This window comes from Phytobacter diazotrophicus (assembly GCF_052061655.1).
Lineage (GTDB): Bacteria > Pseudomonadota > Gammaproteobacteria > Enterobacterales > Enterobacteriaceae > Phytobacter > Phytobacter diazotrophicus.
The window spans coordinates 1,256,625-1,275,710 of record NZ_CM125428.1; the positions used below are offsets into that span (position 1 = coordinate 1,256,625).

At 51.7% G+C, this 19,086-nt stretch carries 22 protein-coding genes and 2 pseudogenes; 11 read left to right on the forward strand and 13 right to left on the reverse strand.

Going from position 1 to position 19,086, the window contains the following annotated elements:
• Positions 1–36: 36 nt before the first annotated feature.
• Positions 37–1,371 carry an ATP-dependent RNA helicase SrmB gene (srmB, locus tag ACS0RQ_RS06110; protein WP_271849564.1) on the reverse strand — a complete coding sequence of 445 codons (1,335 nt, stop codon included), beginning with the start codon at positions 1,369–1,371 and terminating at the stop codon, positions 37–39.
• A 130-nt stretch (positions 1,372–1,501) separates the two neighbouring features.
• Here srmB and trmN point away from each other — a divergent pair, with 130 nt between their 5' ends.
• Positions 1,502–2,239 carry a tRNA(1)(Val) (adenine(37)-N(6))-methyltransferase TrmN gene (trmN, locus tag ACS0RQ_RS06115; protein WP_271849565.1) on the forward strand — a complete coding sequence of 246 codons (738 nt, stop codon included), beginning with the start codon at positions 1,502–1,504 and terminating at the stop codon, positions 2,237–2,239.
• On the opposite strand, the gene nadB is transcribed toward trmN, so the two are convergent.
• Complete coding sequence (gene nadB, locus ACS0RQ_RS06120; protein WP_039079563.1) at positions 2,224–3,843, reverse strand: L-aspartate oxidase; 1,620 nt, start codon at positions 3,841–3,843, stop codon at positions 2,224–2,226. The two genes, trmN and nadB, sit on opposite strands and share 16 nt — an antisense overlap.
• 426 nt (positions 3,844–4,269) lie before the next feature.
• On the opposite strand from nadB, the gene rpoE reads away from it, so the two are divergent.
• From rpoE to ACS0RQ_RS06145, 5 genes are all read left to right on the forward strand, one after another.
• Positions 4,270–4,845, forward strand: coding sequence for an RNA polymerase sigma factor RpoE (gene rpoE / locus ACS0RQ_RS06125; RefSeq protein ID WP_044172203.1), 576 nt, complete (start codon positions 4,270–4,272; stop codon positions 4,843–4,845).
• Positions 4,846–4,876: 31 nt separating this feature from the next.
• Positions 4,877–5,527, forward strand: a complete 651-nt coding sequence (gene rseA, locus ACS0RQ_RS06130; RefSeq protein ID WP_039079564.1) for an anti-sigma-E factor RseA — start codon at positions 4,877–4,879, stop codon at positions 5,525–5,527.
• On the forward strand, positions 5,527–6,483 hold the full coding sequence (gene rseB / locus ACS0RQ_RS06135; RefSeq protein ID WP_039079565.1) for a sigma-E factor regulatory protein RseB: 957 nt from the start codon (positions 5,527–5,529) through the stop codon (positions 6,481–6,483). The genes rseA and rseB overlap by 1 nt, the downstream gene beginning before the upstream one ends.
• Positions 6,480–6,950 (forward strand): SoxR-reducing system protein RseC, encoded by a 471-nt coding sequence (gene rseC, locus ACS0RQ_RS06140; protein WP_271849566.1) that lies wholly within the window; start codon positions 6,480–6,482, stop codon positions 6,948–6,950. Before rseB ends, rseC begins: the two co-directional genes overlap by 4 nt.
• Positions 6,951–7,365: 415 nt before the next feature.
• Entirely contained in the window at positions 7,366–8,595 is a 1,230-nt protein-coding gene (locus ACS0RQ_RS06145; protein WP_334632569.1) for a tyrosine-type recombinase/integrase, read from the forward strand.
• Here the strand turns inward: ACS0RQ_RS06145 and xis are convergent.
• From xis to ACS0RQ_RS06190, 9 genes and pseudogenes are all read right to left on the reverse strand, one after another.
• Positions 8,573–8,860, reverse strand: a complete 288-nt coding sequence (xis, locus tag ACS0RQ_RS06150; protein WP_334632567.1) for an excisionase Xis — start codon at positions 8,858–8,860, stop codon at positions 8,573–8,575. The genes ACS0RQ_RS06145 and xis overlap by 23 nt on opposite strands.
• Before the next feature lie 35 nt (positions 8,861–8,895).
• Complete coding sequence (locus ACS0RQ_RS06155; RefSeq protein ID WP_334632565.1) at positions 8,896–9,114, reverse strand: TraR/DksA family transcriptional regulator; 219 nt, start codon at positions 9,112–9,114, stop codon at positions 8,896–8,898.
• Entirely contained in the window at positions 9,111–9,296 is a 186-nt protein-coding gene (locus ACS0RQ_RS06160) for a hypothetical protein (protein WP_334632563.1), read from the reverse strand. Before ACS0RQ_RS06160 ends, ACS0RQ_RS06155 begins: the two co-directional genes overlap by 4 nt.
• A 40-nt stretch (positions 9,297–9,336) precedes the next feature.
• Positions 9,337–10,425 carry a RecT family recombinase gene (locus ACS0RQ_RS06165; protein ID WP_334632561.1) on the reverse strand — a complete coding sequence of 363 codons (1,089 nt, stop codon included), beginning with the start codon at positions 10,423–10,425 and terminating at the stop codon, positions 9,337–9,339.
• Positions 10,426–12,240: 1,815 nt separating this feature from the next.
• Positions 12,241–13,293 (reverse strand): annotated as a pseudogene (locus ACS0RQ_RS06170) (RecE family exodeoxyribonuclease); the annotation flags it as partial.
• Between the two features lie 124 nt (positions 13,294–13,417).
• Positions 13,418–13,597, reverse strand: a complete 180-nt coding sequence (locus ACS0RQ_RS06175; protein WP_250353155.1) for a YdaE family protein — start codon at positions 13,595–13,597, stop codon at positions 13,418–13,420.
• A gap of 81 nt (positions 13,598–13,678) precedes the next feature.
• A pseudogene (locus ACS0RQ_RS06180) lies at positions 13,679–13,810 on the reverse strand (hypothetical protein); the annotation flags it as partial.
• A complete protein-coding gene (locus ACS0RQ_RS06185) occupies positions 13,794–13,976 on the reverse strand; it encodes a hypothetical protein (protein ID WP_334632559.1) in 183 nt (60 codons plus the stop codon). The gene ACS0RQ_RS06185 and the pseudogene ACS0RQ_RS06180, both read right to left, overlap by 17 nt.
• Positions 13,977–14,459: 483 nt before the next feature.
• The gene (locus ACS0RQ_RS06190; RefSeq protein ID WP_334632557.1) at positions 14,460–14,636 is read right to left on the reverse strand and encodes a hypothetical protein; all 177 of its coding nucleotides are present in this window, start codon (positions 14,634–14,636) and stop codon (positions 14,460–14,462) included.
• A gap of 171 nt (positions 14,637–14,807) precedes the next feature.
• Between ACS0RQ_RS06190 and fumD the strand changes: the two genes are divergently transcribed.
• Positions 14,808–15,017 (forward strand): fumarate hydratase FumD, encoded by a 210-nt coding sequence (fumD, locus tag ACS0RQ_RS06195; protein ID WP_334632555.1) that lies wholly within the window; start codon positions 14,808–14,810, stop codon positions 15,015–15,017.
• A gap of 34 nt (positions 15,018–15,051) precedes the next feature.
• Here the strand turns inward: fumD and ACS0RQ_RS06200 are convergent, their stop codons facing one another.
• On the reverse strand, positions 15,052–15,960 hold the full coding sequence (locus tag ACS0RQ_RS06200; protein WP_334632553.1) for a hypothetical protein: 909 nt from the start codon (positions 15,958–15,960) through the stop codon (positions 15,052–15,054).
• A gap of 53 nt (positions 15,961–16,013) precedes the next feature.
• A complete protein-coding gene (locus tag ACS0RQ_RS06205; protein WP_334632551.1) occupies positions 16,014–16,715 on the reverse strand; it encodes an XRE family transcriptional regulator in 702 nt (233 codons plus the stop codon).
• Between the two features lie 110 nt (positions 16,716–16,825).
• Between ACS0RQ_RS06205 and ACS0RQ_RS06210 the strand changes: the two genes are divergently transcribed.
• The 4 genes from ACS0RQ_RS06210 (at position 16,826) to ACS0RQ_RS06225 (ending at position 19,043) form a co-directional block, all read left to right on the forward strand.
• A complete protein-coding gene (locus tag ACS0RQ_RS06210; protein ID WP_165159171.1) occupies positions 16,826–17,050 on the forward strand; it encodes a transcriptional regulator in 225 nt (74 codons plus the stop codon).
• Between the two features lie 33 nt (positions 17,051–17,083).
• Positions 17,084–17,404 (forward strand): CII family transcriptional regulator, encoded by a 321-nt coding sequence (locus ACS0RQ_RS06215; RefSeq protein ID WP_334632549.1) that lies wholly within the window; start codon positions 17,084–17,086, stop codon positions 17,402–17,404.
• 134 nt (positions 17,405–17,538) lie between these two features.
• A complete protein-coding gene (locus ACS0RQ_RS06220; protein ID WP_334632597.1) occupies positions 17,539–18,267 on the forward strand; it encodes a helix-turn-helix domain-containing protein in 729 nt (242 codons plus the stop codon).
• Positions 18,264–19,043, forward strand: coding sequence for a replication protein P (locus ACS0RQ_RS06225; RefSeq protein WP_334632547.1), 780 nt, complete (start codon positions 18,264–18,266; stop codon positions 19,041–19,043). The genes ACS0RQ_RS06220 and ACS0RQ_RS06225 overlap by 4 nt, the downstream gene beginning before the upstream one ends.
• Positions 19,044–19,086: the final 43 nt, after the last annotated feature.

The following is a 19,086-nucleotide window of genomic DNA, read 5'->3' on the forward strand; positions in this document are numbered from 1 at the left end:
GCAGAAATAAAAACGCCGGGCTATCCCGGCGTTTTTTTACTCTTCGTTATTTTGTTGTTCTGTCGTGGCGGCGCTTGGCTTACGACGCTTACCAATATTTTTGGTATCGCGGTGGCGCTGTTTAACGCGCGGCTTCTCTTTTTCTTTCTCTTTTTTCTTCTCTGCACGCTTAGCCAGCACTTTCTTCGACGGCTTGCCGGTCATTTTTTCGCTCGGCGCGCGCGTAGTGGGGCGCAGTTCATCAATCACGCGGATTTTCAGCGGTTCTTCAACGTAGCGACCAATCTTTTGCAATAGCAGATGATCGTGGGTTTCGACCAGTGAAATCGCGGTTCCTTTGCGTCCCGCGCGACCGGTACGGCCGATACGGTGCAGATAGGTGTCACCACTGCGCGGCATATCAAAGTTAAACACATGGCTCACGTCAGGAATATCGATACCACGGGCGGCGACGTCGGTGGCAACCAGCACATTAACGCGACCCTCGGTCAGGCGTTTGATGCCTTCAACGCGTTTCGCCTGTGCCATCTCACCCTCAAGATAGCAGTTGTTGATACCCGCTGCACGTAACTGCTCCGCCAGTTCATGGACACGCTCGCGTTTACGCACGAAGACGATTGAACGGGTCACGCCGTCTTGCTTGAGCAAATGCTTGAGCAGTTCCAGCTTGTGTTCGTAGTTGTCCGCGCGGTAGTACCACTGGTGGATCTTTTTACGCTCGCGGGTGGACGGCGTTGCAGAAACTTCAACCGGATCTTCCAGCAGACGCTCGGCGAAGTCTTTGATCGCTTCGCCTTCCAGCGTTGCGGAAAACAGCATGGTCTGTTTGCGCCAGCGTGTTTCGCCAGAAATATGCTCGATGTCCTGCGCAAAGCCCAGATCCAGCATGCGATCCGCTTCGTCGAGGATCAATGTTTCGACCGCACGGCAGTCAAAATTCTCTTCTTTAATGTATTGCAGCAGTCGGCCTGTGGTTGCGACCACGATATCCTGGTTTTCGCTGAACACTTCGGCGTGGTTCATATAGGCCACACCGCCGGTGATGGTAGCAATATCCAGGTGGGTATTTTTTGCCAGCTCGCGGGCGTGGTCGGCAACCTGCATCGCCAGTTCACGAGTCGGCGTCAGGATGAGAATGCGCGGCGGGCCGGATTTCTTACGTGGGAAGTCCAGCAGGTGCTGCAACGCTGGCAGCAAATATGCCGCCGTTTTACCCGTACCGGTCGGCGCTGAGCCAAGTACATCACGCCCTTCAAGCGCAGGCGGAATGGCGGCGGCCTGGATGGCGGTCGGGCGTGTGAAACCTTTCTCCTGGAGCGCGTCCAGTAGGCTGTCGTCGAGTTCGAGTTCGGAAAAAGTCGTTACAGTCATGATCTACCTCTGTGTGGGGCGCTGATTATAGACGTTACGGCTGCAATCTTCATCTGTTTGTAAGCTTATTACTTTTCCGGCGCTTTGCTTTCACCTATGCTACGTCTGTTTCCGTATAGAGGTTGTAAAGATGCCCCACCAGAAGGCGCAGTTGCGCCGCGATGGTTTCACATTTAAAACGTTTTTTGTTGCACACGATCGTTGCGCCATGAAAGTCGGCACCGACGGCATCTTACTCGGTGCGTGGTCGCCTGTTTCGCGGGCGAAAAGGGTGCTGGATATTGGCACGGGCAGCGGGCTGGTGGCGCTGATGTTGGCGCAGAGAACAACCGATGCGGTTATCGTCGATGCAGTAGAACTCGATGAGCAAGCGGCCACACAGGCGCAGGAGAATGGCCAGGCGACACCCTGGGCTGCGCGTTTTCATGTCCATCATGCGGATATTCGCGATTGGTGTGCGGGGCAAACGGCACGTTACGATCTGATTGTCAGTAACCCGCCTTTTTTTGCGCAGGGCGTGCAATGTGCGACCCCGGAGCGGGAACAGGCGCGCTATACCACGACGCTGGATCACGCAGCGCTGCTGGATTGTGCGGCGTCGCTTATCACCGAAGACGGTTTCTTCTGCGTGATCCTCCCGGTGGACGTGAGTGAAGCCTTTGCCCAAAAAGCGCAGGGTATAGGCTGGCACTTACGGTTACGTACGGATGTGGCGGAGTATGAAAATCGCCCGCCGCATCGCGTATTAATGGCCTTTTCGCCAACGCCGGGGGAATGCTTCACCGACTGGCTGGCGATCCGCGGTGCCGATCAGCATTATTCTGAAAGTTACACCGCGCTCACTCAGGCTTTCTATTTATTCATGTAAGTGCGTGGCGACAACACCGTTGGGCCGGATTCAGGCAACTGATCCGGATAATCCAGCGTATAGTGCAAGCCGCGGCTTTCCTTACGTTCCATAGCGCAGCGCACGATAAGCTCCGCCACCTGCACCAGGTTACGTAGCTCCAGCAAATTGTTCGACACGCGGAAATTGGCGTAGTACTCGTCAATTTCCTGCTGGAGCAAAGTAATACGTCGTAAGGCGCGTTCCAGACGTTTGGTGGTACGCACAATGCCAACGTAATCCCACATAAACAAGCGCAGTTCATGCCAGTTATGCTGGAGAATCACACGTTCATCGGCATCGTCGACGCGGCTTTCATCCCAGGCGGGAAGCGTGGGGGCAGGGCGGGTCATGCCGATCCGACGATCAATATCTTCTGCCGCCGACCAGCCGTAAACCAGACATTCGAGCAGCGAGTTGGACGCCATGCGGTTGGCACCATGCAGGCCCGTATAGCTCACTTCGCCAATCGCATACAATCCATCGACATCGGCCCGACCATGTTCATCCACCATGACGCCGCCGCAGGTGTAATGCGCGGCAGGCACGATAGGAACCTGATCTTTGGTTAAATCGATCCCCAGCCCCAGCAGTTTTTCATAAATCATCGGGAAATGCTGGCGGACAAAATCCTCAGGTTTATGGCTGATGTCGAGATACATACAATCAACCCCCAGACGTTTCATCTCGTGATCAATGGCGCGAGCGACAACATCGCGCGGTGCCAGCTCGCCGCGAGGGTCAAAATCGGGCATGAAACGGGTACCGTCCGGACGTTTAAGATGCGCCCCTTCACCGCGCAGAGCTTCGGTGAGCAGGAAATTGCGCGCCTGTGGGTGGAACAGGGCTGTTGGGTGAAACTGATTGAACTCCAGGTTTGCCACGCGACATCCGGCACGCCAGGCCATGGCGATACCGTCGCCGGATGAGATATCCGGGTTGGTGGTGTATTGGTATACTTTTGATGCGCCACCCGTCGCCAGCACGACGGCTTTTGCATGGCAGGTTTCCACAATCTCTTTATTACGGTTCCAGATCCATGCGCCTACGACGCGACGCGTGCCGGGCAGGCCGATTTTATCGGAAACAATCAAATCCACCGCGTTGCTGCGTTCAATGATATGAATGTTTGGGTGATTCAGCGCCTTGCTGACCAGGGTGTTTTCAACCTCTTTTCCGGTGGCATCGGCGGCATGCAGAATGCGGCGGTGGCTGTGGCCGCCTTCGCGGGTCAGGTGATAGCTTTCGCTTCCTTGTGCATCCACCTGCATATCGAACGCGACGCCCTGGTCTATCAGCCACTGCACGCACTGACGGGCGTTACTGGCAACAAACTCTGCTGCCTGACGTTCGACAATACCAGCCCCGGCAATCAGCGTATCTTCGACATGAGACTCAACGCTGTCGGTTTCATCAAACACAGCGGCAATACCGCCCTGTGCGTAAAAAGTTGAGCCTTCACTCACCGGCCCTTTGCTTAACACGATAACGTTGTGGCGTTCAGCGAGGCGCAGAGCAACAGACAGGCCCGCGGCACCGCTGCCGATGACCAGCACATCGCACGAAAGTTCAGGGGTTGTTTTCATGATGGTGTGTTTAATTTACTAAACAAGGTTCGGGCAGCATAGCACCGTATTCCGCCCTGGCGTAGCCATTTTTTAATGATTTGTACTAACGGCTAAACATGCGATGGCGGCATAAATGCGATACTCGCAAGAAAATCGTTATCTGGCAGATTGTTAGCTGATATGGATTAGGTGATGAAAAAAAGGCTGTGTTGCGTTACTCTCTGGCGGTCTTCGGGTCTTTTCATAATCAACATACCCGATACAGAGTTTGTGGACTTATAATGAGTCATAATGAAAAGTCTGCAGAACGATTCACAAAAACAAAGGCGTAACGGAACTTTTTACTGAACCTTCGCTCTAAATGGCTGCTTGCTCATATAGTGCAGTTTTGGAGTGGCGTTTCATTTACGCGTGGAAATAGGTTTTGGGGAGATTTTACCTCGGATGAGCGAGCAGTTAACGGATCAGGTCCTTGTTGAGAGGGTCCAGAAAGGAGATCAGAAGTCGTTCAACTTACTGGTAGTGCGCTACCAGCATAAAGTGGCGAGTCTGGTTTCCCGCTATGTACCTTCTGGCGATGTGCCTGATGTCGTACAAGAGTCATTTATTAAGGCTTATCGCGCGCTGGACTCGTTCCGGGGAGATAGTGCTTTTTATACCTGGCTATACCGTATCGCTGTGAATACAGCAAAAAATTATCTGGTTGCTCAGGGACGCAGGCCGCCATCAAGTGATGTCGACGCGATTGAAGCAGAAAACTTCGAAAGTGGCGGTGCACTGAAAGAAATTTCGAACCCTGAGAACTTAATGTTGTCAGAAGAACTGAGACAAATAGTTTTCCGTACTATTGAGTCGCTCCCGGAAGATTTACGCATGGCAATTACGTTACGGGAGTTGGATGGTCTGAGCTATGAAGAGATAGCCGCTATCATGGATTGCCCGGTAGGTACAGTGCGTTCACGTATCTTCCGAGCGCGGGAAGCTATTGATAATAAAGTTCAACCGCTTATCAGGCGTTGACGATAGCGGGATACTGGAAAAGGTATTAGGCATGCAGAAAGAACAACTTTCCGCTTTAATGGACGGTGAAACGCTGGATAGGGAGCTGCTCTCTGAGCTGTCTCGCGATCCTGAAATGCAGAAAACCTGGGAGAGCTACCATCTCATTCGCGACGCAATGCGCGGTGATACGGCTGATGTTCTCCACTTCGATATCTCAGCCCAAGTTATGGCCGCGATTGAAAATGAGTCTGTTCAACCGACGACACCATTAATCCCTGAGGCTCAGCCTGCGCCGCACCAGTGGCAGAAAATGCCATTCTGGACAAAAGTCCGACCATGGGCCAGTCAATTGACGCAAATGGGCGTGGCTGCATGCGTATCGCTTGCAGTTATTGTGGGTGTCCAGCACTATAATGGCCAGTCTGAATCCACCCAGCAGCCAGAAGCGCCAGTGTTTAATACACTGCCGATGATGGGCAAAGCCAGCCCGGTAAGTCTGGGTGTTCCGGCTGATGCAACGGCGGATGTCGGTCAGCAACAGCAGGTGCAGGAACAGCGTCGCCGTATTAACGCCATGTTGCAGGATTACGAACTGCAACGTCGTCTGCACTCCGAACAGCTTAAGTTTGAGCAGGCACAAACGCAGCAGGCTGCTGTGCAAGTGCCAGGAAATCAAACGTTAGGAACCCAATCGCAGTAATGAAGCAACTTTGGTGTGCCATGTCTTTTGTGGCAGCAGGCCTGTTCTTCTCAAGCAACGCCTCGGCAGATACCTCGTCCGGGGCGTTGTTGCAGCAGATGAATGTGGCGAGCCAGTCACTCAACTATGAACTGTCCTTTATCAGCATTAACAAGCAAGGGGTAGAGTCTCTGCGTTACCGCCACGCGCGCGTAAACAATCAACCGCTCGCTCAGCTTTTGCAAATGGACGGTCCCCGCCGGGAAGTGGTACAGCGTGGCAATGAGATAAGCTACTTTGAGCCGGGTCTTGAGCCCTTTACGCTGAATGGCGACTACATTGTCGATTCGCTCCCTTCGCTGGTATATACCGATTTCAAACGCCTTGCGCCTTATTACGATTTTATTTCTGTCGGACGTACGCGTATTGCCGATCGCTTGTGTGAAGTGATCCGGGTTGTTGCCCGTGACGGAACGCGTTATAGCTACATTGTCTGGATGGATGCGGAAACGCGCCTGCCAATGCGCGTGGATCTGCTCGACAGAGATGGCGAAACGTTGGAACAGTTCCGCGTGATTGCCTACACCGTAAACGGGCAACAGATCGCCAGCAGTATGCAGACCCTGGCAAACGCCAACTTGCCGCCGTTGCTGTCCGTTCCGCAGGGCGACAGCGTTGCCTTTAACTGGTTGCCTTCCTGGTTACCGCAAGGTTTTAGTGAAGTCTCCAGCAGTCGTCGCCAGCTTCCGACCATAGACATGCCTGTCGAATCCCGCCTTTACTCCGATGGCCTGTTTAGTTTCTCGGTGAACGTCAATCGTGCTAATCAGAACAGTGCCGATCAGATGTTGCGTACCGGACGCCGGACCGTGAGTACAACCATCCGTGATAACGCTGAAATTACCATTGTGGGCGAATTACCCCCACAAACGGCCAAGCGTATTGCGGACAGCATCAAATTCAGGGCAGCACAATGATCAAAGAGTGGGCGACCGTCGTCTCATGGAAAAACGGTGAAGCGCTGGTGGAGTGCGACGTTAAAGCCTCCTGCCGCAGTTGTGCTTCACGAAGTGGATGCGGGAGCCGCGTATTGAACAAACTTGGGCCGCAAATGACCCATACCTTGTCCGTACCGTGCGATCAGCCGCTGGTTGCCGGGCAAAAAGTGGAACTGGGGATTGGCGAAGCCAGTTTATTGACGTCAGCGCTGCTGGTGTATATGTCACCGCTGGTTGGTCTTTTCCTGATGTCGGCGCTCTTCCAGACCTTGTTTCATCAGGATTTGGCCACGTTGTGCGGCGCCATATTGGGTGGGGTTGGCGGTTTTTTACTGGCGCGGAGTTTTTCGCCCAAACTGGCGAATCGTTCCGAATGGCAGCCGGTGATTATCAGCGTTGGCCTCCCTCCCGACCTGGTGCGCATCGACAATTCACCTGCCGAATAATGCCAGTGATTTTCCTGTCTTACCGGGGGGAATGCGCGGCCTGGTTTGTTGCCAGTATGAGCATTTCCCCGCATTGTGGTTGTAGTGTAGAATGCGGCGTTTCAGACTTTTGACGTCAGGCTCCGAACCGCGGCCTCTTCGTTATTCGTAAGGCAAAAAATCTCCCTATATGAAGAATATACGTAACTTTTCGATCATTGCTCACATCGATAATTGATACCCCGACACCCTCCGCAAACCTCCGACATTTTCCCCTAAAGATCCTTGCAAAATAAGCTACCTGAAAAAATATACTGGTTGCATGTACAGTCAACCTGCGACACCATAAGACACGGTTTTTGTGTCCATCAGTGAGTCCATATCCTATGATGGACACAGAATCCAAAATTCTGATGGACACGGGCGGGTTAAAAATATGGCTATTTCAGATAGTTATATAAAATCGTGCCTTGGGCGCGAGCGCGAAAAAATTGAAGAAAAAGCAGATCGTGATGGCCTATGGGTACGCATTTCTCTGAAAGGGGCGGTAACGTTTTTCTACCGGTTCCGGTTCCTGGGAAAGCAGGACAAGATGACGATCGGTAGTTACCCTGAATTCAGCCTCAAGGCTGCCCGTGATGAAGTTGCAAAATGGTCGGCTGTCCTCGCCAGGGGAGAAAATCCACGCATCCGGCAGAGCCTTGATAAAGTTAAAATAAACAGTCAGTACACTTTTGAAGAGTTGTTTCGTGAATGGTATTTGATGGTCTGTATTCAGAAAGAAACAGCCAGTCAGATCATGCGAACGTTTGAACTCCACGTTTTTCCCAAAATCGGTAAGTACCCGGCGCACCAGTTAACGCTACATAACTGGCTCACCGTTCTTGATCGTCTGGCTGAGGGCTATTCTGAGATCACCCGTCGGGTGATTAGTAACGGCCGACAGTGTTATTCCTGGGCAGTGAAACGGCAACTGCTGGAAGTTAACCCGCTGTCAGAAATGTCTGGGCGTGATTTCGGCATCCAGAAACAAATGGGTGAGCGAACCCTGGACCGTAAAGAACTGGCGATTGTCTGGCGCGCGATAGAGGATTCGCGGCTTATAGAGCGAAACAAGATCCTCTATAAATTGTCACTGTTGTGGGCATGCAGGGTCGGAGAGTTGCGGCAGGCGGAAATCAGCCATTTTGATTTTGAAGAAGGGGTCTGGACTGTTCCATGGGAAAACCATAAAACGGGCAGGAAAACTAAAAAGCCGATTGTTCGCCCAATCATTGCTGAGATTGTCCCGTTAATCAGGCGCGCTATTGAGTTGTCTCCGGGTCGGTATGTATTTTCCCGTTATGCTGAGAAGCCGATGAGTGAAGGTTTCCACATGAGCATCAGTAGTAACCTGGTCAAGTTTATGCTGAAAGCCTATAACGAGCAGGTTCCACACTTTACGATTCATGACCTGCGCCGTACCGCGCGCACAAATTTTTCCGAACTCACTGAGCCGCATATTGCCGAGATAATGCTGGGGCATAAATTGCCTGGCGTCTGGTCGGTATATGACAAACATACGTATCTCGACGAGATGAGGGTTGCATACGGTAAGTGGTGGGCCCGACTGATGAGCATCATCGAGCCCGACGTTCTGGAGTTCACGCCGCGTCAGGCCGGATAATTCGGCCTTTACTGTCGCGGGCAACATTCAGGTGTGACATGGGCCGGCGAGTCTGCCGGGACATTTCCCTGATTTGCCAGGCGGTAACTTTAGACGTGAGCCACTTATTGGATCCGCCCATATACGAACAGTCAGGCTCAGGGAACGGGTTGCTGCCCGCCGGGCGTTTCCGGTAGCGCTCCAGAGTGCGTGACGAAATACTCAGTAGATCGCAGATCTCCCGGGTGCTCATCCATTCAAATTTTTCGCTATGTTTTTTGCTCATCTTCACACCTATGGCCCCAACCGGGGCCGGTCAATTCAACGTTGATGCTTACCGCGCTTTTCTGCGTCAGCCTGGCAACTCGCACACATCCGGCAGCCTGGCATTGCCCGGCGCCGCGCCTCTTCAATCGCATCACCGCATTCATCACAGTGGGTCGCTGATACCGCGTTGCGGTCAATGCGGTGCGCCTGAATGGCAGCCTGTCGCTGGAGTTCTTCAAGCTCGCTGGCGGGGTCGATGATTTCTGGTGTCACGCCGCACCCCCTTCATTTTTCTCCGCTTCACGCTCCGGATCGAATTTGTCCCAGCAGTTGATTTCGATATTCCGCTGCAGGCGACGCTCCGCGACTTCTTCCACGCTGCGGCCAGTCAGTTCTGAAACAACCGGGTTACTGTGACGGGCCAGCAAAGCAAGTTCCTCAATACTCCACTCCATACATCCTCCTGTGTGGGAGGGTTTCCCCTCCCGATGTTGCTTAGCTCACGTATTCCGGTTTCATATCCAGCAGCGTTACGCTGTATTTTTCGTACAGCTCATCGCCGAGGTGTCGCCTGGCCGCCGTCAGTGATTTCTCAACATCAAGAAAACGGGCCTCGGCATCAGGTTCATCTGGCTGTGGCAGGGAGTTGATCGCCGCCTCAACTTTGTTGCGGGCATCGACCAGGTAATAGCGTTTGACCGCTTTGTTTTTCAGCTCGGTGAACAATGCTGAACCCAGTACCGCTTTTTGCGATTCGATATCAGCGCGTACGGCTTTGGCGCTGTCGACATCCTCAGCGGTATCTATGCGGTCACGGAAGTCATCGGCCAGCGAATCAATGGAATGCGTGGACTCCTGCGCGCTGGTGGTTGTTTCCACCTCAGCAGTGATCTCCTGCACGGTCTTTCTCGCCCCAGAGACCGGATTAATTTCTTTCTCCGTCCGCTCTTCAACCTCATCAGGGCTGTAAACACCTAAAATCACATCCGGGCAATACAACCGCGCCCAGCGTTTTACGGCGAGATAAGCAAGCTGCTGACGCGGGTCGCTGGCCCACAAGGTTGAATTACGCACCTGAGCCTGAGACAACATCAAAACCAGTTCACGCGGTTCGTCCTCGCCCTTCATTGTTGCCCAGACTCGGATCCCTACACCTGCTTCATCTTTTAAATCCCAGCCTGGGGCAATGTACTTATTGCCCTTAGAACTGGTTTTCTCTACGAAACGACCCACGATGTTTTCCCATGCTCCAAACCATTCGTAATGCAGGCGGTCTTTTGTCGGTGACATGTTGGTTACGACGGCGTTTACCAGTTGCGCTTCGTAACCCAATACACCGCTATTACCAACAATGTGAGTTTTCTGGGCGACGGCGAACGGATCCATGCCCCATCGTGCTGCCTGCATTACCACTGCCATGCAGGCATCAGGTTTACCGCGAAAATGTTCGGGCACAAATGCGCCGCTGTTTGCCATCACCGTTGATAAGGTCCGTAGACGGTCGAATAACTCGCCATTGGTAAGAATGGAAATGTTGTCGATCATCTGTGTTTTATTTTCGCTGGTTGAAATTGCTGTAGACATGTTCATTCCCCCTTAAGCCTGTTCGCGCAACGCTTCAAGGCGGCGCATATCGAAGTCGTTCAGTTCGTCGGCGTAATCGTCGACAATCGGTGCCGGCCATTCGCCAGTGTCGAAAGCGTTGGCAATAGCGCGCATGGTTTTGCGATATTCCAGCATCCCAAGCTCCAGCAGTTCTGCGGTTGCCTCAACAATGGCGATCCAGTGATAACCCTCGTCTTTGTTGACGAAAATCCAGAAGAACTGGTCCAGCGCTGCTGTATCGCAATACATGGCTGCGCTCAGGTGATAATCGCGGTCTATGATTTCCCGATGCAGTCTGGCACGCAGGCTTTCCTGCTTAACGTTCCACATGCTGATCGTTTTCAAATCAGCGCCGATGCGAATACCGCTCATATCGATTTCCAGATCAGGTCGAACGCGGATTTCCAGCCCGGTCTCATCGTCAAATCCGAAATAACTTACTTCTACGGCGCGGCTGGGGTGTGTCAGGAACTTGCCAGCGGTAGGATGAGCAAGCAGCGCTGACTGAATCGCCGTTGCGGTCGCAAGTTGCGCACGGGTAACCAGGATTTTGTCATCCGGGTTTGCGCGCCAGGCGTCCAGCAGTTCGTCAGCAAACACCGCATCGGGTTTGACGCTTTTAACGGCCTGGATCATTTCTGCTTTGGTACCGGACACTTTCAGCGGCGTGGGCTTCTGCGCTTCCTGTGCAACAAGGTCAGGATTGATAATGGCCAGTTGCTCGAGCAGGGCATCACGGCTTCCACTGGTTTTCACCTGAGCGGGCAGGGTGGCGTTGTACTCTTTGATGCAAGCCTTCATGGCTGCTGCGGTGAAATTCTTATCGTCACCAACAATGCGTTTAAATTCATCTGGCAACTCAAGATACGCAATGCCAATTGCGTCTTTGTCACCGCCTAAAGATATCTGAGCGGGCAGGGTGGCGTTGTGGTCTTCCAGCAGAGTTTTGATATCGTCAGCACTGAGCTGCGGCGGCAGCGCTGCGTTGTACTCGTCGATAAAAGCCCGTAGCGTTGCCGTGGTGGTGAATGCCCCCTCTGGGATAACCGGTTCGATGCTGAATTCAGCTTCCAGATTATCTGGCTGGAGTGCCAGTGCGTGCACCAGGTTCCCCATATCCAGCACTTTGGACTGTTCGCGGGCGATGGTTTTGGCAACGTGACGAGCATTGAAGTACATCAGACTCACCCGGGCATCTTTAACCTGCGTGCTGCTGATGCCGTTCGCGCCGTGGTAGACGTTGTTCGGCAGGCCTTCATAGCGCCCCGGTTCGAAGTAGGCCGGGTACTCTGGTGCGGGTTCGGCAACGGCATCCTTAATCTCTTCGGCCTGATCGAATTTCGCCATCGCAGATGCCAGCACTTCGCCGACCGGAGCCAGAATCTCTTTGGCCGTCAGGGTAGCTGCTGGCGCACCAGTGTCATCAACGCTCTGGCCTGCTGATACTTCGCTATCAGTTTTGCTTTCGACCGTGACAGTCGTTTCCATCTGCACATTGTCGGCAGCCTCTTTGGTTGTACTGGTGGTGGATTGCTGGCCTGTCAGGCCATCAATGGAGAACATGCCGCCGCCGAGATTAGCGACTTCCGGTTGTGCTGGTTTTATGTCAACAGTGTTAGCCGCTGCTGCCAGTTTCCCTACAACAGAAAATTCAGTTGAGAGCTTATCCAGGCTTTCGACGGGCTCAGTACCCTGAATCACTCCTGCAACCACAGCAGCGCTGTCTAACTGGCGCGCAGCGGAGAGTGTTTCGGCGGTAGGCTTGGCGTGGTCAGTTTCAGTAAGGTTTGCTGATATCCATACCTGCAATAGCGAGGAAGAGGTGTGCAGATTGTTATCAGCAGTGCGAATCACGGCAAAAATCGCTGCGCGGGAATAATCGAGAATGCCAGGCGTTTTGCGCAGCACCGCCGACCATTCTTTCCACGGGCTTTCTTTGCCTGAAATGATTTCTTTTGCCCTGCGATAGATACCTCCGGGGATGTTGTAGATATCAAAATCCATCGGCAGGGTTGCGGCCGCAATTTCGATATCCAGCGTGTCCAGTGTGTGCTCGTAGTCGGTGCTGCGATCAGTGGCATTGCCGCCACCCGCGTTCGTGCCGGTATCGGTACGCTGAATGGAGGCGATGCGTTTGCCGCTGACCCACTCTTTAACGAGCAGACCACGATCGATATGCGGAGTGGAAACCCATGCTTTGGTGAAAGTAACCACAGCGCCGAGTTCGTGACGCTTATCCTGTGCGAAGACTGTCTTGACGGCCTGGGTGTATTTCCAGACGTCGTGAGTGGAAAGGCTTTTAAACCCATCGGCATTTTCGGCAGCCAGCAGCATGTTCTGGACGTAGCTGTTATCCGTGTCCATAGCCAGCGCGGAGATCTGTTTGCGCTGTTCCGCGGTTGCATGGTGGGTGAATTCTTCACTGATGAACTGAGAAAGCAGCAGAGAACGCATAGGCATCTGCGCGACCGGCCATTGCATAGCTTCTTCGACTTTTGGAGAAATCTGTCCGTTGGTGCTGGTGGTTGTTTCCTGTTTCACTTCCGGATCGGCTTTCACTGGAGCGCTAACGACGAGTTTCTGCCAGGTGCGTCCGTCTTCATCCAGTCCGTAGCGATCACACCAGGTAAAATCGATAACTTCTTCTTCCGGCAAATCATCGAAAACAGGAAAATTGGTAAATATCGGCAACTGGTAATCGCAGCCACGACCAGTTTCAATGCCAGCGTCTTCAATAATGACCTGCACCTGCAGTTTGGCGCGTGCTTCGGTTTTAGCGGAGAACCAGAAAACGCCGTTAGGCTTCCCTGACTTCTGGCTGGCTTTGAGTAAGGTGAAAAATTCCATACAGACCTCATTTTTGGGTGATAAAATCCCCGGCGCTGAATAAGCCGCCTGCGGTTTATTGGTGTTAAAAATTCCGGTGTGCTTTGGTCGGTGTCACCGGACGTACAGCCCGCTTCGGCGGGTTTTACGATTCGTGCGCCATCTGGTCATGCTCGGCGCATTGCTTTGAGCAATAGTCGTTTTCTTTGCGCGCCAGTTGGGCGCCGTGGACGTAGACGATGGTTGCTTTGATAGCAGCGTCATTCGTCAGCGGTTTTCCGCAATATGCGCATTTGATGTGCGAGTTGTGTTTCCCCTGAATCATCGGATCCCCTTTCCCGTTAAGCAGAACCTCTACCAGGCAATCACTGATGCGAGTCGTTTCGCGCAGGGTGCGCAGATAGACATTGCGACCACGAACTGCCGAAACATTCCAGGTGCGCCCCTGATGCATGGCCAGCATGCCGGGTGCCACACACTGGCGAATGATATGCATCGTGCCGTAGTGTTGATTAACCATTTCAGACCTCCGATGCATGCTGTCGCTGAACTTCTTCGGATAATGGCCAGTAACCGTGGTTAACCAGCCAGTCACGATTGACCGTGAAACCTTCACGCGGTGAATCAACTCGAGTGAGACGCCAGAACGACTGATTAGCCATCGGCGTTACTTTGTAGCGTTTGCCTTCATGAGTAATTTCCATCTCATCCTCTGCCGTTGTCGCCCGGCTGGCGGAGTTAAAACCATCTGCGCTTTCGCATTACCAAAATCTAATTGGTGGGCCTCGCTGGCGGCGCCAGACGCTTGTCTTCTGGTTGTCTCGGTGGACTGCAATTCACCACCGCGAAGCCCGCTGTTTGGATACCAAAACTGACTCGCAAATCAGCTTTGGTAACGCCTCTCGGAAGAGGCTAACCGCCTGTCTTTTAACCACATCAGGCTCGGTGGTATGCTGGAGTTCCTACACAACCAGCAAGGAAATACTCATGTCAGAACCACTTAACCAACCACGCTGCCCGGAGTGCAAAATTGTCGGTAACGAGCACATTCACTGCATACCAAGCCAACAACAGAACAAATTGGGTGACCCATGGTTTGAAACTGCTTTTTGCCTTAATTGCGGACACGTATATGGTGTCTTCGCGAAAGTGGTATATAAGCCGTCTCCAGCTCCTCTTCCGCCCTTCTAAGCCCTCTTTTGACTCTCAGCAATCAGTCCACGGCGGCCTGCATTCCCGGCCGCCAGCAAGCATTCAGCCACATCAACAAACTCATAATCCGAAAGGCCGGATTTCTTTAGCTCGCCACGAATAAACGCAGCAGTCTTGGCTGCCACATTCAGGATTCTTTCTTCGTTGCTCATGGTCTTCCTCATCGCTGTTGTTTGGATGAGTTAAAGATAACCTTAGTTATGATGCTATGCAATAACCTAAATTATAAATAATAATAATTAAGTTATAATTACTTGATAGTAAAAGTAATTTATTTTGTAAATGCGTGGTGTTATGCTCAAAAAAACATCAGTTGGGTGGCTATGGATTACGAAGCGGCAGCGCAAGAACGGTATCAGGAGATGTGTCGTATCGTTGGTGATGTTGTGTTTGCTATGGTTGCAGAGGGGCATGAGACAAAGAGAGTGGCAATTGCCGATGTGCTAAGAACTGAGATAGCGAAGGGACTAGATAAGTGGGATTTAGACCAGATCCAGGTGATGGAGCTTGCAGTGAAGCTGCTGGAGGAGTAGAGGCATAAAAAACCCGGCGCGGTGGCCGGGTTAGTTATTCATTTATCATTTTACTTAAGAATATTTCGGTAGGCTTGTAGGCGTCGCCTTTTGACGATGTAAGCTTGTATGTAATTGTAACGTCAGCACGAAAAGCAAACTTGTGTGACAAATCATCAGGTTTTATGTTTGGAGCCAAGACCAGCTTCACTCTTCTATCCACCAAGCCGGGAATTACCGCCGCCCATCCTTTTGCTGGATTATCCAGATCAAGGGCTCTTATCTCCAAATCAACATCATAATGGTCGCGCGTGTAGGTATCTGGCTCAAATGTTACTTCTGTTGGGGTTTTTGCGATAAGGTCTGCCGGAATTGTTACTGCGGTATTGTCACTACCAACTAATAATGTTGCATTTTCGTCATTTCTGGTTGGTGACATGATTTTTACCGCGCCTTTAGCCGCGATTTTTTTGTCAACAAGCGTGCTATTTAAAACGGACTGGATTCTTTCTGGGGATATATTGGTTTCACCAGCACCTATGTTAATGATTACATTATTATTAGACTCGAAGTGAGAGGTGTTATTTGGCGCCATGTTTTTGACGGCATAAAACATACCCATAGCGAGTACGCCAGCAACAACCGTCCAAACCAAGGCGCTACGCATCTTTCCTTCTCCGATGTATTTTTCATGCGCATTTTCGAGGAATTTATCAAAATTCTCTTCGTTGCCAAAACCTAACTTGATAATTATTTTTTCAGTTAGGCTGCCTACTTCTAATTTTTGCACCCTAACTTCTATGTCCAGGATATCACTTCCTGTTAATTCAGCAAGCACACCTTTTGACTGTTTTATTATCGCTTCCCAGCCCTGCAAGGATTCGATAATCTCTTTAATGCTTGGGTTATTACCTATTGAATAGTGTATGTTTTCTGTAAATTCTAGTTGATAAGGAGCATCCATAGCCATTCCCATTTGAAATATTAATCAACCATGCTTCCTGTACGTCTGCGGCATCACCATAGCATTGAAGACCAGAACATGCGCCCGATAATCTCAATCTCTGACAAGGGGTGTTCTTCATCAGGATGCTCCTGGCTGTTGTAGCTGCGCAGGCTTACTTTGTCTGGACCAACGCGGTAGAGCATTTTTAACCGCTTCCAGCCATCCTGGTTAACGGCATAGACTTTGCCATCCACGATGCGTTTATCGTTGCAGTTAATCGCCACAGTGGCGCCATCAGGTATTAACGGTTCCATGCTGTTTCCTACTGCCGGGAAGCACAGAACGCCAGTACCATCCGTATTAGCTCCCACCCGGCGCAGTGTCGCCTTTGAAAACCTCAACTTAAAACCGTTATGATCTTCTTCCTGCACGCGCCCACTACCACAGGCAAATTCAATATCCTTCAAGAACGGCACTTCCACCTCATCAGCTGGTAGCGGCGTGTTTTTGTCCCACGCGTCTACGGTGCCCCATTCGTTTTCCGGCGGCAGGGCATCGTCACTAACTTTCATTGCGCCAATTCCAGCACTCAACCATTCAGGTCGAACATTCAACGCGCGCGCGATCTCTACCATCTTCCTACTGCCGGTAGTTTTTCCTGACGCCATTTTTTGCACTGCTGGCTGTGATATGCCAACCCGTTCAGCTAATTGAGCCTGTGAAAGGGAGGCCATATTCATGGCTGCATTAAGTCGTTCTGCGAAAGTTTTCATGTCGTAAATCTATAACCGAGGTTATCAATAGTAAAATAACAAAGGTTATGGACATTCCCCATAACTTGAGTTATCTTTCATTCTATCCAATCACCGGACAGGTAAAATCCATGAATAAAGTTATCCAGCGAGCCTTAAAAATCGTTGGCAGTCAAAAGCGACTGGCGGAGATTTGCGGCGTCAGTCAGCCAGCGGTTCATAAGTGGCTGAATGGCGGATCTGTTTCTCCTGAAAAAGTAACTGCCATCGTTAACGCAACTGGCGGGGAAGTTCAGGCCCATGAGATTCGACCTGACCTTCCTGACCTGTTTCCGCATCCAGACCACGCCGCCTGACCGGCGGCCCAACACCAAGAGGAAGTATCACGAATGGAGCACTCAATATCACGCAAGTTAGAACCGCCGATTCTCAACCCGCTTGAAATCGAAAGCACTTTGCTCAACCGACTGGCCTCGATAGGGCAAAAGAATTACGCCGAGCGCATCGGTGTCAGTGAGTCAGCTATCAGCAAACGTAAGGCTGACAACCATTTCACCGAAATGGCCAAGGAGATTTCAGCGCTGGAGTTGCAGGTCGTACCGCCGGAAGCGGTGGTTGTCTCACGCGACTATCTGAAATCGGTCGAGACGCTGGCTGATATCGGTTTGCGCGCAGAACGTTGCAGGCCTGGCCCGCTGGGGTGGGACTAATGCAGGAATCAGAAAGGGTGAAGACCGGACTGCGCGAACAGTACCGGCCTTCGGTTGCAATTACAGCGGTAATTACGAGGTAAGTATGCCTGGTAAATCAGTAAGAGTAAACAAAGGGGAGGTATCGCGTGAGCATGTCACTTATGGCGAAAGCAATGGGGGTCAAAGTGGGAAACTCACTGCGTAAGCTTGTCCTGATCAAATTGGCTGATAACGCCAATGACAAGGGGGAATGCTGGCCTTCATATCAGCACATTGCCGATCAATGTGAATGCAGCAAGTCAGCAGTTCGTAACCACATTGATGCACTTGAAGAAATGGGGCTGATAAAGCGCGAGAATCGCATAGGGGTTAATAACGGGAAAGGTAACACTTCAAACGTTTATTACCTGAACCTTGAAGCCACCCCTATGCCACTAAAAAGCACAGGGGTATGCCACGAGGTAGCACCCCCTATGCCATCAGATGGCACACCCCCTATGCCACCAGATGGCACCAGAACCAGTCACTCTTTTGAACCAGTCACTGAACCAGACTCTCTCTATGCGCGAGGGGCTTTTATCAGCGAGGCTGCAAAGCGGCGAATCGGAATTTCACCTAATGGGGAGATTCCTTTCCCGCAGGCTTTTAAGCCATCTGCTGATCACATTGCCATTGCCTCTGAGAAAGGCGTGAATATCGAAACCGAGCTACTGAACTTCCGTGATTATCACCAGTCTCGCGGTACAAAGCTGATCGACTGGAATTCAGCATTCCGGGTATGGCTCAGAAACGCCAGAGTGAATCCTCTTTCCATGCGACGCAGAGATGAGCCTGACACTCCGCACTGGAACAGCCGCGAAGGATGGGAGGATTTCATATGACCGCTCAGCTTATGACCGCGGTAAACAATCGTGATGGCGATGCGATGGCCAGAATGGCTACAGGTGGAAAAGATCCACAGAAGCTCATCAACATTGAAGCTGAAAGACTGGTTGACGCACTTTTTCGGCAGTTGAAACAGATTTTCCCGGCCTCAACTCAGACCAATTTGCGCACCGACGCCGAAGAAAAAACAGCGAAGCGCCAATGGATTGCCGCCTTTTCTGAAAACGGGATTCGTACCCGTGAGCAGCTTTCGGCGGGTGTGCGTAACGCGAGATCCAGTGAGTCACCATTCTGGCCGTCACCGGGTCAGTTCATCAAGTGGTGCAAAGACAGCCGCACAGTCCTGGGGCTTACCCTTGTGGATGTGATGAATGAATTTCATCGTTACAACCGCGAAAAGGGGCTTCATACCGGCGGAGCTGAGCATTTCCCATGGTCTCATCCTGTCATGTACTGGATTGTCACCGATGCCCGACGTGCAATGTACCAACGCCAGCTTAGTGAAGTTGAAACGGAGAAATACGCTTCAAAAAAACTGGATGAATGGGCGTTAAAAGTCGCTGGTGGAGAAAAAATTCCAGAGCCAGTAATCGCAATTGAGCACACCGATGAAGTGATTCCGGTCAATCATGCGAGCCGCGCCGAAGGATACCACCCCGAAGGTAAAAGTTTTGGTTGCATGCCAAACGCCGCAACGCTCGGTGCGTTAACTCCCGCTCAGTGGTTATGGGAAGAGTATTTGCGAGGTAAGGCTCGGGGGATTATCCGATGACACAGATGCTAACGCCATTTTTGACTAGCGCCGCCGTAATTAT

Excerpts from the sequence above, each read along its gene's own strand:
- srmB (WP_271849564.1), bottom strand. The coding sequence starts at position 1,371 with ATGACTGTAACGACTTTTTCCGAACTCGAACTCGACGACAGCCTACTG.
- trmN (WP_271849565.1), top strand. The coding sequence starts at position 1,502 with ATGCCCCACCAGAAGGCGCAGTTGCGCCGCGATGGTTTCACATTTAAA.
- nadB (WP_039079563.1), bottom strand. The coding sequence starts at position 3,843 with ATGAAAACAACCCCTGAACTTTCGTGCGATGTGCTGGTCATCGGCAGC.
- rpoE (WP_044172203.1), top strand. The coding sequence starts at position 4,270 with ATGAGCGAGCAGTTAACGGATCAGGTCCTTGTTGAGAGGGTCCAGAAA.
- rseA (WP_039079564.1), top strand. The coding sequence starts at position 4,877 with ATGCAGAAAGAACAACTTTCCGCTTTAATGGACGGTGAAACGCTGGAT.
- rseB (WP_039079565.1), top strand. The coding sequence starts at position 5,527 with ATGAAGCAACTTTGGTGTGCCATGTCTTTTGTGGCAGCAGGCCTGTTC.
- rseC (WP_271849566.1), top strand. The coding sequence starts at position 6,480 with ATGATCAAAGAGTGGGCGACCGTCGTCTCATGGAAAAACGGTGAAGCG.
- ACS0RQ_RS06145 (WP_334632569.1), top strand. The coding sequence starts at position 7,366 with ATGGCTATTTCAGATAGTTATATAAAATCGTGCCTTGGGCGCGAGCGC.
- xis (WP_334632567.1), bottom strand. The coding sequence starts at position 8,860 with ATGAGCAAAAAACATAGCGAAAAATTTGAATGGATGAGCACCCGGGAG.
- ACS0RQ_RS06160 (WP_334632563.1), bottom strand. The coding sequence starts at position 9,296 with ATGGAGTGGAGTATTGAGGAACTTGCTTTGCTGGCCCGTCACAGTAAC.
- ACS0RQ_RS06165 (WP_334632561.1), bottom strand. The coding sequence starts at position 10,425 with ATGTCTACAGCAATTTCAACCAGCGAAAATAAAACACAGATGATCGAC.
- ACS0RQ_RS06175 (WP_250353155.1), bottom strand. The coding sequence starts at position 13,597 with ATGATTCAGGGGAAACACAACTCGCACATCAAATGCGCATATTGCGGA.
- ACS0RQ_RS06185 (WP_334632559.1), bottom strand. The coding sequence starts at position 13,976 with ATGGAAATTACTCATGAAGGCAAACGCTACAAAGTAACGCCGATGGCT.
- ACS0RQ_RS06190 (WP_334632557.1), bottom strand. The coding sequence starts at position 14,636 with ATGAGCAACGAAGAAAGAATCCTGAATGTGGCAGCCAAGACTGCTGCG.
- fumD (WP_334632555.1), top strand. The coding sequence starts at position 14,808 with ATGGATTACGAAGCGGCAGCGCAAGAACGGTATCAGGAGATGTGTCGT.
- ACS0RQ_RS06200 (WP_334632553.1), bottom strand. The coding sequence starts at position 15,960 with ATGGATGCTCCTTATCAACTAGAATTTACAGAAAACATACACTATTCA.
- ACS0RQ_RS06205 (WP_334632551.1), bottom strand. The coding sequence starts at position 16,715 with ATGAAAACTTTCGCAGAACGACTTAATGCAGCCATGAATATGGCCTCC.
- ACS0RQ_RS06210 (WP_165159171.1), top strand. The coding sequence starts at position 16,826 with ATGAATAAAGTTATCCAGCGAGCCTTAAAAATCGTTGGCAGTCAAAAG.
- ACS0RQ_RS06215 (WP_334632549.1), top strand. The coding sequence starts at position 17,084 with ATGGAGCACTCAATATCACGCAAGTTAGAACCGCCGATTCTCAACCCG.
- ACS0RQ_RS06220 (WP_334632597.1), top strand. The coding sequence starts at position 17,539 with ATGTCACTTATGGCGAAAGCAATGGGGGTCAAAGTGGGAAACTCACTG.
- ACS0RQ_RS06225 (WP_334632547.1), top strand. The coding sequence starts at position 18,264 with ATGACCGCTCAGCTTATGACCGCGGTAAACAATCGTGATGGCGATGCG.